Below are 13,605 nucleotides of genomic sequence, written 5' to 3' on the forward strand. Positions count from 1 at the left end.
CAGACGGAGAGCTCGGTGCCCGCGGCGGCGGCGAGCTGCTTGAGGCGGATGGCCGTGGCCAGGCCGGCCGGGCCGGCGCCGACGATGAGGACGTCGACGTCGAGGGTGTCGCGCGGGCCGTGGGCTTGCAGCAGCGGGTCGGGGGTCTTCATGGGCGGGGGGCGTCGAGGGGGCAGGGGGCGATCGGGTCGATGGCCGCCAGCAGCCAGCGGCTGGCGGGCGCCGCGGCCTGGAGGTCCAGCGGGCCGAGCGCGGCCAGCACGGCGGCCGGCAGCAGCAGGGCTTCGTCGGCGGCCAGCAGCAGGGGCGGCACGCCGGCGGTGGCCTGCAGGCGCAGGCGGCCGGCGGCCACCAGCAGCAGGCGCCAGGCCCCGGCGGGCGCGGCGGCGTCCAGGCGGGTCGGGCGCGGGCTCAGCCGGCCCTGCATGCGGTCGCGCTGCACCATCAGGTTGAGCACGCGGTTCGGCCCGGGGCCGTGCGTGCGGGCCTGGAGCGGCCACTCGCCGGGGAAGCGGATCGGGGTGTCGACGGGGGCGAGCCGCCGCTCGCCTTCCGGGCCGCTCAGCCCGAGGCCGGGGCCGTCGAGCAGAAGCGCATGGCGCTCCAGGCCCGGGAAGGTGGAGAAGGGGCCGTCGACCTCGACCGTGGCCACGCTCAGCCGCCAGCGCGGTGCCGCGCGGTACTCGGAGGCCGGGTCGACCGCCAGCGTGCGGGTGCGGCCGCCGCCATTGCGCCAGGCTTCGTCGGGCTGCTCGGCCAGCCGCAGCGGCCGGGGCCAGGACAGGGCGGGGCCGGGCATCGCGGGCTCGGCGGGCGGCGCGGCGGGGCGCACCCGGGTTCAGGCCTGCGCCGGCAGGGCGGCCTTCAGGGCCGGCAGCACCTCGAAGAGGTCGCCGACCAGGCCGAGGTCGGCCACCGAGAAGATCGGTGCGTCCGGGTCCTTGTTGATCGCGACGATCAGCTTCGCGTCCTTGATGCCGGCCACGTGCTGGATGGCGCCGGAGATCCCGGCGGCCAGGTAGAGCGCGGGCGCCACGGTCTTGCCGGTCTGGCCGACCTGGGTCTCGGCCGCGGCATAGCCGGCATCGACGGCCGCGCGCGAGGCGCCGACGGCGGCGCCGAGATGGTCGGCCAGGGCCTCGACCAGGCCCATGGCCTCGGCCGAGCCGACGCCGCGCCCGCCCGCCACGACGATGCGTGCCTGGGCCAGCTCGGGCCGGCTGCCGCCGACTGCGCTTCGGCCGAGCAGGCGGCTGCGCGGGTCGGCCGCGACGGCTGGCACCGCGCGGCAGGGCGCTGGCGCGGCGGCCGTGCCGCAGGGCGCGAAGGCGCTGGCCCGCAGGGTGGCGATCAGGCGTTCGCCCTGGGGCTGGACGGTGGCCAGCACCGCGCCGGCATAGAGCGGACGCACGCAGCGGTCGGCCTCAGGCAGGGCCACCAGGTCGGCGAGGAAGTTGTTGCCGAACAGCCCGGCCGCGCGGGCCAGGGCCGCGCGGTGGCCGAGGCCGTGGGCTGCCAGCAGGCGGCGGTAGGGCGCGCCGACCGCGTGCAGCTGGCGGGCCAGGGTTTCGGCGCGGGCCTCGGCCAGCGCGGGGGCGTCGGCACACAGCAGATCGCGCACGCCGGCCAGATGGGCCACGGAGGCGGCCACCGCCTCCAGGCCGTGGCCGACCAGCAGCAGGTCGACCGGCTCGCCCAGTGCGGCGGCGGCGCCGACGAGGCGGTCCAGGCCGGGATCGGCCTGCCGGCCGTCGTGGCCGACGAGGATCAGGGTGCTCATGGGGCGGGCTCCGTTCAGGCGGGGGTGGCCAGCGCCGGCAGGCGGCGCAGCTGCTCGATCAGGGTGGCGACATCCGGCACGCGCTGACCGGTGGGGCGGGCGGGAGGCTCGCCGGCCGCCAGCAGGCGGTCGGGGGCCGGACCGGCCTCGGCCAGCTCGGCGGCCGGCAGCACGGCGATCGGGGCCTTCTTGGCCTTCATCATGGCCGGCAGGGTGATGGCGCGCGGCTCGGCCAGGCGCAGGTCCGCGGCCAGCACGGCCGGCAGCTCGACGGCCAGGCGCTCGACGCCGCGGTCGCCGTCGCAGGACAGTTCCAGCGTCGTGCCCTTCACCGCCAGCGCGTGCACCGACAGGGCCTGCGGCCAGTCCAGCAGCGCGGCCAGCATGGGGCCGGTGGCGCCGAGGTCGTCGTCGATGGCCTGCTTGCCGCACAGCACCAGGCCCACGTCCTCGCGCCGCACCACGGCGGCCAGCAGCCGGGCGATGCCCAGCGGGTCCAGGGCCTGGCCGCCGGTGTCGACCTGCACCGCCGCATCGGCACCCAGGGCCAGGCCGGTGCGCAGCACATCGTGCACGGCGGCATCGCCGCAGCTCAGCACGGTGACCTTGCGGGCGACACCGGCCGTGCGCAGGCGCAGGGCCTGCTCCAGCGCGACTTCGTCGAAGGGGTTCATCGACATCTTCAGGCCGCGGGTGTCGACCCCGGACCCGTCGGCCAGCAGCCGCACGCGGACGTAGGGATCCACCACCCGCTTGACGGGCACCAGGATGTGCATGGGGTTCTCGCTCGGGAAGGAAGGAGGGGCGGGCTCAGGACACGGCGCCGACGCCGTACTTGCCGGTCAGCAGGCTGCCGGTGCGGAAGCGCTCGTGGGCATAGGGCTGCAGCGAGACATCGGTCGCCAGGCCCAGCGCGGCCTGCGCCAGCAGGCGGCCGACGCCGGGCGAGAGCTTGAAGCCGTGGCCCGAGAAGCCGTAGCCGACCGTCAGGCCCGGCACGTCGGGCAGGGCGCCGAGCACCGGGTTCCAGTCCGGCGTCACGTCGTAGACCCCGGTCCAGGACGAGGCCAGGCCGGCCGTCTCGTAGCTGGGGAAGCGCTCGGCCACCTGGCTGCCGACCTCGACGATGGCGTCCATCGAGACCTCGCCCTGCTCGTTGTCGGGCGTGGCCAGCACCTCGCCGGCCGTGCCCTCGGAGACCAGCATCTGCTTGCCGCCATAGCTGCGGCAATACAGCATGCCGGGCGAGCCCAGGTCCTTGAAGACCGGCATCTGGAAGGTGTAGGCCTCCGGGCCCTCCAGGGCCAGCACGGTGTGGCGCTCGGCCTTGAGCGGGGTGGGCACGCCGGTCCAGCGCTCGATGTCGCCCGCCCAGATGTTCTGCGTGCTGATGATGCGCGGTGCCTCGAAGCGCCCGACCGAGGTCTCGACGCCGAAGGCCCGGCCCGCCTCGTCGCGCAGCAGGGTCTGCACCTCGACGCCTTCGCGGATCTTCACGCCCAGGCGGCGTGCGGCGCGGGCGAAGCTGGTGGCCACCAGGTAGGCATCGGCGAAGCCGGCCTCGGGTTCGTAGCCGATCAGCGCGGCATCGTCGAAGCGGGCGATGGGCAGGCGGTCGCGGGCCGCGTCGCGGTCGATCAGCTGCACCTCGATGCCCTGGGCCTGCTGGCCCTCCAGCGCGCTGCGCAGGGCGGCCAGCTTCGGGCCCTCGGGCGCGGCGATCAGGTAGCCGCAGTTCACCAGGCCGGCCGAGGCGTCCTCGTCCTCCAGGTAGCCGGCGAAGTCCTTGAAGATGCCCCAGGAGCGGCGCGCCAGCTCGACGTTCTCGATCACCGAGTAATGGGTGCGCAGGATGCCGCTGGACTGCGAGGTGGTGCCGTTGCCGATCTGCGTGCGGTCCAGCACCAGCACGCGGCCGGCGCCGAAGCGGGCCAGGTGGTAGGCAACCGAGCAGCCGATCACACCGGCCCCGATCACGATGGCGTCGTAGCGTTCCATGCAAGCCCTCCAGCAGGCGTCAGAGATGTCGATGGCCGTCAGCCTAGGCGCCGGTCCGCGAGGGGATGAAAGCTGAAGCGATCACGATGCTCAGTTGAAGAATCACTGAAGCTGTGGCCCACGGCTTGCACGGGGCCCAGCATCCATCGCCTGCTGCCGCCATGTCTTCCACCCCTGCGCCGTCCCCCGCCCGCCTGCCCCCGACCGAAGGGGGCGGACCGCGTGGCGCGGCCGCCCGGGCCCTGCCCGATCTGCGCACGCTGGAAGCCTTCGTCTGCGTCTGCGAGTCCGGCTCCATGGCCGCCGCCGCCGTCCGCCTGGGCCTGAGCCAGAGCGCGATCAGCCAGTCCATCCGCGGCCTGGAGCAGCAGCACGGCCTGCAGCTCTTCGACCGCGAGGTGCGGCCCGCCCAGCCCACCCGCGCCGGCCGGCGGCTGCTGGAGCTGGCCCAGCCGCTCCTCAGCCAGGCCCGTGCACTGACCGAGCAGCTGCGCCAGAGCGCCCGGCAGGACTATGCGCAGATCCGCCTGGGCTGCGTCGACTCCTTCGCCGCCACCGTCGGCCCGGCGCTGATCCGTGCGCTCTCCGGCACGGCGCAGCAGATGCAGCTGTGGTCCGGCCTGACGCCCGGTCTGGCCGCCCAGCTGCAGGGCCGCGAGCTGGACCTGGCCATCTGCACCGAGACCACGCTGGCCGACCCGCGCATCGCCCAGCGCCTGCTCTTCGGCGAGGCCTGGGTGGCCGTCTTCCCGCGCGGCGCGGCCGCCTGCCCGGCCGCAGCGCCCCAGGCCCTGGCCGAACTGCGCGGCTGGGCCGAATCCGCCGGCGGCCTGCCGCTGATCCGCTACAGCCAGCGCTCGGTCATGGGCCGGCAGGTCGACCGCTTCCTGCGCCACCTCGGCCTGGACACGCCGCGCCGCTTCGAATTCGACGCCACCGACCCGCTGCTGAGCCTGGTCGCGGCCGGCCTGGGCTGGGCCATCAGCACCCCGCTGTGCCTGTGGCAGTCGCGGGCCTGGCTGGACGGCGTCACCGTGCTGCCGCTGCCGCCCAGCCGCTTGGGCCAGCGCGAGTTCTTCCTGCTCAGCCATGCCGGCGAATGGGCCGGCCTGGACGAGGAGATCCTGCGCATCACCCGCCAGGTGCTGCGCCACGAGGCCCTGCCGGCGCTCCGTGCCCTGATGCCGGCGCTGCCCGCCGACACCCTCCAGATCCCCGAAGCCCCCACGCCATGAGCGAGCCCCTGATCCTCCCCACCCACCAGCTGCAGCGCGGCGAGGCGCCGCTGCTGATCTCCATCCCCCACCTGGGCACCGAACTGCCCGAGGCCTGGACGGCCGGCTTCAGCCCGGAGGCGCGCCGCCTGATCGACACCGACTGGCATCTGGACCGGCTCTACGACTTCGCGGCCGGCCTGGGCATCACCGTGCTCGGCGCGCGCATCTCGCGCTACGTGATCGACCTGAACCGACCCGCCAGCGGCGAAAGCCTCTACCCCGGCCAGACCACCACCGGCCTCTGCCCGACCGAGACCTTCGAGGGCGTGCCGCTCTACCGCCCCGGCGCCGAGCCCGACGACGCCGAGCGCGCGCGCCGCATCCAGGCCTGCTGGCAGCCCTACCACGCCGCCCTGCAGGACGAGCTGGCCCGCCTGCGCGCCCGGCATCCGCAGGTGCTGCTGTGGGAGGCGCATTCCATCGCCAGCCAGCGGCCGCGGCTCTTCCCCGGCCGCTTGCCGGACCTGAACTTCGGCACCAACGACGGCAAGTCCTGCGCGCCGGCCCTGCTCGATGCCGTGCTGGCCGCCCTGCCCAGCCCGGGGCCGGGCACCCCCAGCCATGTCGTCAACGGCCGCTTCAAGGGCGGCTACATCACCCGCCACTACGGCCAGCCGTCCAGCGGCGTGCACGCGATCCAGCTCGAAATGAGCCAGGCGCTCTACGTGGAAGAGGTCCCCCCCTTCCGTTTCCACGACGGTGCCCGCGCCACCCAGGCCCTGCTGAAGGGCCTGCTCGGCGCCGCCCTGGCCACGCTGGGCTGAGCCTGGGCGGCGGGCCGCCTCGGGCCTCGACGCAGGCTCAGGCCTTGAGCCTGTCGGGCCAGGCCTCAGTCCAGCAGGCAGCGCATCGGCCGCATCGGCGAGCCGTGGAAGCCCAGGCCGGCGTAGAAGGCCTGCGCGCGCAGGTTGTCGCCATCGGTCAGCAGCGTGATGCGGCGGCAGCCGTGCGCGCGGGCCGCGGCCTGCGCGGCCTCGACGAGCTGCCGTCCCAGGCCCTGGCCGCGGTGGCCGGGGCGCACGATCACGTCCTCCAGCCAGGCCACCGGCGCACCCAGCGCGGTCGACACGCTGAACAGCAGGTTGACCATGCCGAGCACCTGGCCGTCGGCGCCGCGCGCCAGCAGCAGCCGGCCCAGCGCCGGCGTGGCCAGGATCTGCGCCAGGCCGCGCTGCGCGGCGGCCGGGTCGGGCCGGAACTCGGCCTCCTGCGCGAACAGCAGGCCGAGCAGCTCGACCAGGGCCGGCAGGTCGGCCGGGCCGGCGGCCTCGATGCGGGGCGGGGCGCTCATTCGCTGGGCGTCGGGTAGACGATGACGGAGAGGAAGCGGATCGGGCACTTCACCAGCCGCTCCGGCCCGTGCGGCACGCTGCCCTGGAAGGTCAGCGAATCGCCCGGCTCCAGCAGGTAGACGCGGTCGCCGCTGCGGTACTCGATCTTGCCTTCCAGCATGTAGATGAACTCGGTGCCGGGATGGTGGAAGGTCGGGTAGCGCTGCGAGTCGTCGTCCATCGTGATCAGGAAGGGCTCGAAGCGCTTGACCGGGCCCTGGTCGTAGGCCAGCAGGTGGTAGGTGTGACCGTTCTTGGTGCCGCGACGCACCGTTTCCATGCCCTGGCCCTTCTTCACGTGCTGGGCGCTGCTGCCGGCCGCGTCGTACTTGCTGAACAGCATCGACATCGACACCCCCAGCGCCCGCGCGATGCGGGCCAGGCTGTCCAGGCCGGCGGACGTCTGGCCGGTCTCGATCTTCGACAGCATGCCGCGGCTGATGCCGGTCTGTTCCGAGACCTGCGCGAGCGTCAGCTCATGGCGCTGACGCACTTCGCGGATGGCCGCGCCGATCGATTCCTCGAGCGGCAGGCCCGAGCTGTCCAGTCCCTTGTCCATCCGTCTTCTCCGTGGCGAGGCCGGCGAAGTTTAGTGAGTCGGGCCACGTGGTGTAGTTTCACAGTAGGCATCATGTTTGCTTCAAAGGAAACATTATCGACCTGCCCGCACCGGCTCCGTGCATGGAGCCGCCGCCCCGGGGGCGGGTCGCCCCGGAACCCGCCCGACCAGGAGCTTCTCACCCCATGAGCCTCAATCCCGCCGCCCCCGCCGGGGGCCCGCTGCCCGAGCCGCAGCGCTTCCACGACGTGGAGGCTGCCAAGGCCTACCTGCTGGCCCAGGGCGTGGGCTATGTGCTCGCGCAGTTCGTCGACATCCATGGCGTGGCCAAGGCCAAGTCCATGCCGGTCGCGCATCTGGAGACCATGCTGAAGGAAGGTGCGGGCTTCGCCGGCTTCGCGATCTGGGGCGTCGGCATCGAGCCGCACGGCCCGGACTTCATGGCCGTCGGCGACCTGAAGACGCTGAGCCTCGTGCCCTGGCAGCCGGGCCTCGCACGCATGGTCTGCGAAGGCCATGTGCACGGCGAGCCCTGGCCCTGCGACAGCCGCGTCGCGCTGCGCCAGCAGATCGCCAGGCTCAGCGCACGAGGCTGGACCCTGTTCACCGGCCTGGAGCCGGAGTTCTCGCTGCTCAGGCGCGGCGTCGGCGGCACGCTGGAGCCCTGCGACCCGAGCGACACCCTGGCCAAGCCCTGCTACGACTACAAGGGCCTGTCGCGCACCCGCGTGTTCCTCGAACGCCTGTCGGATGCGATGCGCAAGGTCGGCATCGACGTCTACCAGATCGACCACGAGGATGCGAACGGCCAGTTCGAGCTGAACTACACCTACGCCGACTGCCTGACCTCGGCCGATCACTTCATCTTCTTCAAGATGGCGGCCAGCGAGATCGCGCACGAGCTGGGCCTGGTCTGCTCCTTCATGCCCAAGCCCTTCGCCAACCGGCCGGGCAATGGCATGCACATGCACCTGTCGATTGGCGACGGCAAGCGCAACCTCTTCCAGGACAAGGACGATCCGCGCGGCCTGGAGCTCTCGACCCTGGCCTATCACTTCCTCGGCGGCCTGCTGGCCCACGCCCCGGCGCTGACCGCGCTGTGCGCGCCGACGGTGAACTCCTACAAGCGCCTGGTGGTCGGCCGCTCGCTGACCGGCGCGACCTGGGCGCCGGCCTACATCAGCTACGGCGACAACAACCGCTCCAGCATGGTCCGCATCCCCAAGGGCCGGCTGGAGCTGCGCCTGCCCGACGGCTCGGCCAACCCCTACCTGGCCACGGCCGCGGTGATCGCCGCCGGCCTCGACGGCATCGAGCGCCAGCTCGACCCGGGCGCGCCGCGCAATGTGAACCTCTACGACTGGAGCGAAGCCCAGCTCAAGGAGGCCGGCATCGGCCTGCTGCCGCAGAACCTCAGCGCCGCGCTCGATGCGCTGGAGGCCGATCCGGTCGTCCGCGGCGCGCTCGGCCCCCTGGCCGGCGAGTTCCTCAAGCTCAAGCGCATGGAATGGCTGGAGTACATGCGCCACGTCTCCGACTGGGAGGTGAAGACCTACCTGGAGTTCTTCTGAGCCCGGCCCCGCGCCCCGCCCCGCCTTCTGACCCCCGAAAGGAACCCACCCCATGTGCGGCATTGTTGGACTGCTGCTGAAGAAGCCCGCGCTGCATGGCCAGCTCGGCGAACTGATGGTGCCGATGCTGATCGGCATGACCGAGCGCGGCCCGGACTCGGCCGGCCTCGCCGTCTTCGGCGCCCCGCTGGCCGAGGGCCAGCGCAAGATCAGCGTCTACAGCGGCCTGACCGCCGCTGGCGCCGACTACCCCTGGGCCGCCCTGCTCGCTGCCCTCAACGAGGCCCTGCCGGTGCAGGCCACGATGCAGCTCAAGGGCAACCACGCGGTGCTGACCGTCAACGGGCCGGCCGCCCCGGTGCAGGCCTGGCTGAAGGCCCACGACCCCAAGCTGCACCTGCTTTCGGCCGGCCGCGGCATCGAGCTCTACAAGGACATCGGCACCCCGGCCGAGGTGGCGGCGCGCTACGGCTTCGGCCAGCTGCGCGGCAGCCACCTGGTCGGCCACACCCGCATGGCGACCGAGTCCGCCGTGACGCCCGACCGTGCCCACCCCTTCACCGCGGGCGAGGACTTCTGCCTCGTGCACAACGGCTCGCTGTCCAACCCCAACGGCATCCGCCGCATGCTGGAGCCGCGCGGCATCCGCTTCGAGACCGACAACGACACCGAGGCGGCCTGCCGCTTCCTCGAATGGCGTCTGCGCGAGGGCGACACCCTGCACGCCGCGCTGCAGAAGGGCTTCGAGGCCCTGGACGGCTTCTTCACCTTCCTGATGGGCACGCCGACCGAGCTGGCCCTGATCCGCGACCCCTTCGCGTGCAAGCCGGCCGTGGTGGCCGAGACCGACGACTACGTCGCCATCGCCAGCGAGTTCCGCTCGCTGGCCCACCTGCCCGACATCCAGCACGCCACCGTGTTCGAACCCGCCCCCGAGGAGATGTACGTATGGAAGGCCTGAGCTTCGACCTGGCCCAGCAGCCGCTGCGCGAGGTCAACCAGTTCCTGCACCGCCCGGCCGAGGCCCTGGCCGGCCGGCAGGTGCGCATCGAGAACCCCGACGGCGCGCACAACATCGCCGTCGGCCTGAACGCGCCGGTGCAGGTCACCGTGGCCGGCCATGCCGGCTACTACGCGGGCGGCATGAACCAGCTCGCCGAGATCACCATCACCGGCAGCGCCTCCACCGGCGTGGCCGAGAACATGATGAGCGGCAAGGTCCACGTGAAGGGCTTCGCCTCCAACGGCGCCGGCGCGTCCGCGCATGGCGGTCTGCTGGTGATCGAGGGCGATGCCGGCCTGCGCTGCGGCATCTCGCTCAAGGGCGGCGACATCGTCGTCGGTGGCTCGGTGGGCAGCTTCTCGGGCTTCATGGCCCAGGCCGGCCGCATGGTGATCTGCGGCAATGCCGGCCATGCCCTGGGCGATTCGCTCTACGAGGCGGTGATCTACGTGAAGGGCTCGATCGCCTCGCTCGGCGCCGACGCCCAGATCGAGCCGATGACGGCCGCCGACCTCGACGCCGTGGCCACCCTGCTGGCCGCCGCCGGCCTGGACCACGACCCCGCCAGCTTCAAGCGCATCGCCTCGGCCCGGTCGCTGTACCACTGGAACGCCGACGCCGATCAAGAGTATTGAGGACCCCTGCCATGAGCGAACACCCCCTGAGCTTCAAGCGCCTGCAGAAGGAAGAGTCCGCCACCTTCGACCGCAGCACGCTGGACTACATCCACCGTGCGGCCGCCACCGGCCTCTACGAGATCCGCGGCCTGGGCGCCAAGCGCAAGCTGCCGCACTTCGACGACCTGCTCTTCCTCGCCGGCTCGCTCTCGCGCTATCCGCTGGAGGGCTACCGCGAGCGCTGCGTGACCAAGACCGTGCTGGGCACCCGCTACGCGAAGAAGCCGATCGAGCTGGACATCCCCATCACCATCGCCGGCATGAGCTTCGGCGCGCTCTCGGCCAACGTGAAGGAAGCCCTGGGCCGCGCGGCCACCGCGATGGGCACCTCCACCACCACCGGCGACGGCGGCATGACGCCCGAGGAGCGCAACTCCTCCAAGACCCTGGTCTACCAGTGCCTGCCCTCGCGCTACGGTTTCAAGCCCGATGACGTGCGCCGCGCCGACGCGATCGAGATCGTCATCGGCCAGGGCGCCAAGCCGGGCGGCGGCGGCATGCTGCTGGGCCAGAAGGTCAACCCGCGCGTGGCCGCCATGCGCACCCTGCCGCAGGGCGTGGACCAGCGTTCGGCCTGCCGCCACCCGGATTGGACCGGCCCGGACGACCTGGCCATCAAGATCCAGGAGCTGCGCGAGATCACCGACTGGAACACGCCGATCTACGTCAAGGTCGGCGCCACCCGCGTCTTCAACGACGTGAAACTGGCCGTGCACTCCGGCGCCGACGTGGTGGTGGTCGATGGCATGCAGGGCGGCACCGCCGCCACCCAGACCTGCTTCATCGAGCATGTCGGCATCCCCACCCTGGCTGCCGTGCGCCAGGCCGTCGATGCGCTGGAGGACCTGGACATGAAGGGCAAGGTCCAGCTCATCGTCAGCGGCGGCATCCGCAGCGGCGCCGACGTGGCCAAGGCCCTGGCCCTGGGCGCGGACGCCGTGGCCATCGGCCAGGGCACCCTGATGGCCCTGGGCTGCAACCGCGAGGTCTACTTCCGCGACGGCCAGCCGATCAGCGCCGAAGCCGACTACGCCGCCCTCGGCACCCAGGCCGGTGCCTGCCACCACTGCCACACCGGCAAGTGCCCGGTGGGCATCACCACCCAGGACGCGGTGCTGGAACAGCGCCTGCAGCCCGAGTGGGGCGCCAAGCACCTGAAGAACTACCTGAAGACGCTGACGATGGAGCTGACCACCCTGGCCCGCGCCTGCGGCAAGCAGGACGTGCATCACCTCGAACCCGAGGACCTGGTGGCGCTGACGGTGGAGGCGGCCGCGATGGCGCGCGTGCCGCTGGCCGGCACCCGCTGGATCCCCGGTCTCGACGGCCGCTGAAGCGGACGGCGGCGGTCCCTGGCGGGCCGCTGCCGGCAAGCCTTTGCGCAGTGGGTCCGACGCATCCCAGGGGGGACGCGGACCTTGGGCGGGTGGCCTCGGCCTCCCGCCCTTTTTTCAGGCCGCGCGATCGACCGCAGGCGTCGCCACCCGGCCGCGGAAGGCCGGACTCTGCAGGGCCCAGACGGCCGCCTCCAGCCGGCTCTTCACGCCCAGCTTGCGCAGCAGGTGCTTGATATGCACCTTGACGGTGGCCTCGGCGATCAGCAGCTCGCGCGCGATGGCCTTGTTGCACAGGCCGTCGGCCAGATGGCCCAGGATCTCGCGTTCGCGCTCGGTCAGCTCGTCCAGCGCCACCGCCGGCTCCGGCGGATGCAGCGCCGCGTCGACCATGCGGTCGGCCAGGCGTTCGCCGATCACCCGGCCGCCCTGCACCGCATCCTGGATGTGGCGGGCCAGGTCCTCGGGCTCCAGGTCCTTCAGCAGGTAGCCGTCGGCCCCGGCGCGCATCGCGGCCAGCACGTCCCGGCCGTCGTCGGAGACGGTCAGCATCACGCAGCGCGCGCGCAGGCCGCGCTGCTTGAAGGCCCGCAGGGTGTCCAGGCCGCTCAGCGGCTTCATGTTCAAGTCGATCAGCACCAGGTCCGGATCCAGGCGCTCGGCGAGGGCCAGGCCGCTGGCGCCATCCCCGGCCTCGCCGGCCAGGTCCAGGCCCGGCTCGCTGCGGATCAGCTGGGCGACGCCGTGGCGGAACAGCGGGTGGTCGTCGATCAGCAGCACGCGGGCGCTCATGCCAGGTCCTCCGTGGCCAGGGCCTGCTGCTGGGGCGTGAAGCGCAGCTCGACCCGCGTGCCTCCGCCGGGGCGCGAGCCCACTGAAAGCGTGCCGCTCAGCGAACGGGCCCGCTCGCGCAGGATGGCCAGGCCGTAGTGCGGCCGGCCCGGATCGGGCGGGCGCAGGCCGCAGCCGTCGTCCTCGATGCACACGGTCAGGGCCGCGCCGGGCCCGGGGCTCAGCCGGACCCAGGCCTGCTGCGCGCCGGCATGCTGCACGGTGTTCGACAGGGCTTCGCGCACGATCTGCATCAGATGGAACTCCTCGTTGACGCCCAGCCGGACCGCGCCGAGCTGCGCTTCGAAATGCACTTCGGGGGCCTCGGCGGGCAGGGCGGCGATCGTGTCCTCCAGGGCGGCCAGCAGGCCGCCGGGCCCGATCGGCACGCGGAAGGCCGCGATCAGCTCGCGCACCTCGCGCCAGGCGCTGTCCAGGGCGGCACGCAAGTCCCGCGCCGCCGCCTGCAGCGTGTCCGCCGGCCGGGCCTGTTCCAGACCGCGCTGCAGCGCGGCCACCTGGAACTTCATCGTGCCGAGCGACTGGGCCAGCGAATCGTGCAGCTCGGCGGCGATCGCGCCCCGCTCCTCCAGCAGGGCCAGGCGGCGTTCCTCCTGCCGCCGGCACAGGCCCCCGAGGGCCAGGCCGAGCAGCCCGGCCGCGGCCTCGGCCAGGGCGCGTGCAGCTGGCGCCTCGGCGCCCCGGCCCTGCAGGCTGAGCTGGCCGAGCGGCTCGCCCCCCGGACTCGCCGGGGGCAGGGCCACCCGGAAGCGGGCCCCGGGCAGCGTCTCGGGCGAGGCCGCGGCGGCCGCAGGCGTGCCCAGCTGCAGGCCGGCCGGACCGCCCAGCCCCTGGGCCGCATCTTCGTGCAGGGTCAGTTGCAGCTGTTCGACCTGCAGCAGGCCGCGCAGCTCGCCCAGCACCCGCTCCAGACCCGGCCGGTGCTGGCCTTCGCGGGCCAGTCGCTGGGCCAGGTCGCGCAGCTGCTGCAGGGGCCGCAGTGCCTCGGCCGCCGGGGCGGGGGCAGGGCCCGCTTCCTGCAAGGAGCCGCGCAGGGCCAGCACGGTGGCCGGCAGGCCGAGCGCCACCAGCATCGCCAGGAGCTCCAGCACCGCGGAGGGGCCGCCGGCCGGCGGGTTCACCAGCAGCAGCAGGGCCAGGCTGCCGACGGCGCTGGCGGCCAGCATCAGCCGCCAGGCCCGCGCGGGACCGGATGGGGACGGATCGGGAGCATCGGACATGGG

The 13,605-nt window shown here is 73.2% G+C and carries 14 protein-coding genes; 6 read left to right on the forward strand and 8 right to left on the reverse strand.

Translation table 11 applies throughout. The features are described from left to right. Window positions 1-148: 148 nt before the first annotated feature. From H4F90_RS00010 to H4F90_RS00025, 4 genes are read right to left on the reverse strand one after another with little or no spacing between them, the layout of a single operon-like run. Window positions 149-799 carry a HutD/Ves family protein gene (locus H4F90_RS00010; RefSeq protein WP_182660265.1) on the reverse strand — a complete coding sequence of 217 codons (651 nt, stop codon included), beginning with the start codon at window positions 797-799 and terminating at the stop codon, window positions 149-151. Between the two features lie 39 nt (window positions 800-838). After that, entirely contained in the window at window positions 839-1,780 is a 942-nt protein-coding gene (locus H4F90_RS00015; protein ID WP_182660267.1) for an electron transfer flavoprotein subunit alpha/FixB family protein, read from the reverse strand. 14 nt (window positions 1,781-1,794) lie between these two features. Next, on the reverse strand, window positions 1,795-2,556 hold the full coding sequence (locus tag H4F90_RS00020; RefSeq protein ID WP_182660269.1) for an electron transfer flavoprotein subunit beta/FixA family protein: 762 nt from the start codon (window positions 2,554-2,556) through the stop codon (window positions 1,795-1,797). Window positions 2,557-2,590: 34 nt separating this feature from the next. Next, complete coding sequence (locus tag H4F90_RS00025) at window positions 2,591-3,778, reverse strand: NAD(P)/FAD-dependent oxidoreductase (RefSeq protein WP_182660271.1); 1,188 nt, start codon at window positions 3,776-3,778, stop codon at window positions 2,591-2,593. Between the two features lie 161 nt (window positions 3,779-3,939). Here H4F90_RS00025 and H4F90_RS00030 point away from each other — a divergent pair, with 161 nt between their 5' ends. Both H4F90_RS00030 and hutG read left to right on the forward strand, forming a co-directional pair. After that, window positions 3,940-5,013: a LysR family transcriptional regulator gene (locus H4F90_RS00030; RefSeq protein WP_182660273.1), complete on the forward strand. Its 1,074-nt coding sequence runs from the start codon at window positions 3,940-3,942 to the stop codon at window positions 5,011-5,013. Continuing rightward, entirely contained in the window at window positions 5,010-5,819 is an 810-nt protein-coding gene (gene hutG, locus H4F90_RS00035) for an N-formylglutamate deformylase (RefSeq protein ID WP_182660275.1), read from the forward strand. The genes H4F90_RS00030 and hutG overlap by 4 nt, the downstream gene beginning before the upstream one ends. Before the next feature lie 65 nt (window positions 5,820-5,884). Here hutG and H4F90_RS00040 read toward each other — a convergent pair whose 3' ends face one another. Then, window positions 5,885-6,346 (reverse strand): GNAT family N-acetyltransferase, encoded by a 462-nt coding sequence (locus H4F90_RS00040; protein WP_182660277.1) that lies wholly within the window; start codon window positions 6,344-6,346, stop codon window positions 5,885-5,887. Beyond that, window positions 6,343-6,945: a helix-turn-helix domain-containing protein gene (locus tag H4F90_RS00045; protein WP_182660279.1), complete on the reverse strand. Its 603-nt coding sequence runs from the start codon at window positions 6,943-6,945 to the stop codon at window positions 6,343-6,345. Before H4F90_RS00045 ends, H4F90_RS00040 begins: the two co-directional genes overlap by 4 nt. A 185-nt stretch (window positions 6,946-7,130) precedes the next feature. On the opposite strand from H4F90_RS00045, the gene glnT reads away from it, so the two are divergent. Genes glnT through H4F90_RS00065 form a run of 4 tightly spaced genes read left to right on the forward strand, consistent with a single transcriptional unit; the run spans window position 7,131 to window position 11,530 of the window. After that, window positions 7,131-8,516, forward strand: a complete 1,386-nt coding sequence (gene glnT / locus H4F90_RS00050; RefSeq protein ID WP_182660281.1) for a type III glutamate--ammonia ligase — start codon at window positions 7,131-7,133, stop codon at window positions 8,514-8,516. A gap of 52 nt (window positions 8,517-8,568) precedes the next feature. Beyond that, window positions 8,569-9,477, forward strand: coding sequence for a class II glutamine amidotransferase domain-containing protein (locus H4F90_RS00055; RefSeq protein ID WP_182660283.1), 909 nt, complete (start codon window positions 8,569-8,571; stop codon window positions 9,475-9,477). Continuing rightward, window positions 9,465-10,154: a GltB/FmdC/FwdC-like GXGXG domain-containing protein gene (locus H4F90_RS00060; protein ID WP_182660285.1), complete on the forward strand. Its 690-nt coding sequence runs from the start codon at window positions 9,465-9,467 to the stop codon at window positions 10,152-10,154. Before H4F90_RS00055 ends, H4F90_RS00060 begins: the two co-directional genes overlap by 13 nt. Window positions 10,155-10,165: 11 nt before the next feature. Further along, window positions 10,166-11,530: an FMN-binding glutamate synthase family protein gene (locus H4F90_RS00065; RefSeq protein ID WP_182660287.1), complete on the forward strand. Its 1,365-nt coding sequence runs from the start codon at window positions 10,166-10,168 to the stop codon at window positions 11,528-11,530. Window positions 11,531-11,647: 117 nt separating this feature from the next. Here H4F90_RS00065 and narL read toward each other — a convergent pair whose 3' ends face one another. Both narL and H4F90_RS00075 read right to left on the reverse strand, forming a co-directional pair. Continuing rightward, window positions 11,648-12,322, reverse strand: coding sequence for a two-component system response regulator NarL (gene narL / locus H4F90_RS00070; protein ID WP_182660289.1), 675 nt, complete (start codon window positions 12,320-12,322; stop codon window positions 11,648-11,650). Beyond that, complete coding sequence (locus H4F90_RS00075; RefSeq protein ID WP_182660291.1) at window positions 12,319-13,602, reverse strand: ATP-binding protein; 1,284 nt, start codon at window positions 13,600-13,602, stop codon at window positions 12,319-12,321. Before H4F90_RS00075 ends, narL begins: the two co-directional genes overlap by 4 nt. Window positions 13,603-13,605: the final 3 nt, after the last annotated feature.

The sequence above is a fragment of the Aquariibacter albus genome (assembly GCF_014145335.1).
Taxonomy (GTDB): domain Bacteria; phylum Pseudomonadota; class Gammaproteobacteria; order Burkholderiales; family Burkholderiaceae_C; genus Aquariibacter; species Aquariibacter albus.

Excerpts from the sequence above, each read along its gene's own strand:
- H4F90_RS00040 (WP_182660277.1), bottom strand. The coding sequence starts at position 6,346 with ATGAGCGCCCCGCCCCGCATCGAGGCCGCCGGCCCGGCCGACCTGCCG.
- H4F90_RS00075 (WP_182660291.1), bottom strand. The coding sequence starts at position 13,602 with ATGTCCGATGCTCCCGATCCGTCCCCATCCGGTCCCGCGCGGGCCTGG.
- H4F90_RS00020 (WP_182660269.1), bottom strand. The coding sequence starts at position 2,556 with ATGCACATCCTGGTGCCCGTCAAGCGGGTGGTGGATCCCTACGTCCGC.
- H4F90_RS00045 (WP_182660279.1), bottom strand. The coding sequence starts at position 6,945 with ATGGACAAGGGACTGGACAGCTCGGGCCTGCCGCTCGAGGAATCGATC.
- H4F90_RS00055 (WP_182660283.1), top strand. The coding sequence starts at position 8,569 with ATGTGCGGCATTGTTGGACTGCTGCTGAAGAAGCCCGCGCTGCATGGC.
- H4F90_RS00060 (WP_182660285.1), top strand. The coding sequence starts at position 9,465 with ATGGAAGGCCTGAGCTTCGACCTGGCCCAGCAGCCGCTGCGCGAGGTC.
- hutG (WP_182660275.1), top strand. The coding sequence starts at position 5,010 with ATGAGCGAGCCCCTGATCCTCCCCACCCACCAGCTGCAGCGCGGCGAG.
- narL (WP_182660289.1), bottom strand. The coding sequence starts at position 12,322 with ATGAGCGCCCGCGTGCTGCTGATCGACGACCACCCGCTGTTCCGCCAC.
- H4F90_RS00010 (WP_182660265.1), bottom strand. The coding sequence starts at position 799 with ATGCCCGGCCCCGCCCTGTCCTGGCCCCGGCCGCTGCGGCTGGCCGAG.
- glnT (WP_182660281.1), top strand. The coding sequence starts at position 7,131 with ATGAGCCTCAATCCCGCCGCCCCCGCCGGGGGCCCGCTGCCCGAGCCG.
- H4F90_RS00025 (WP_182660271.1), bottom strand. The coding sequence starts at position 3,778 with ATGGAACGCTACGACGCCATCGTGATCGGGGCCGGTGTGATCGGCTGC.
- H4F90_RS00030 (WP_182660273.1), top strand. The coding sequence starts at position 3,940 with ATGTCTTCCACCCCTGCGCCGTCCCCCGCCCGCCTGCCCCCGACCGAA.
- H4F90_RS00015 (WP_182660267.1), bottom strand. The coding sequence starts at position 1,780 with ATGAGCACCCTGATCCTCGTCGGCCACGACGGCCGGCAGGCCGATCCC.
- H4F90_RS00065 (WP_182660287.1), top strand. The coding sequence starts at position 10,166 with ATGAGCGAACACCCCCTGAGCTTCAAGCGCCTGCAGAAGGAAGAGTCC.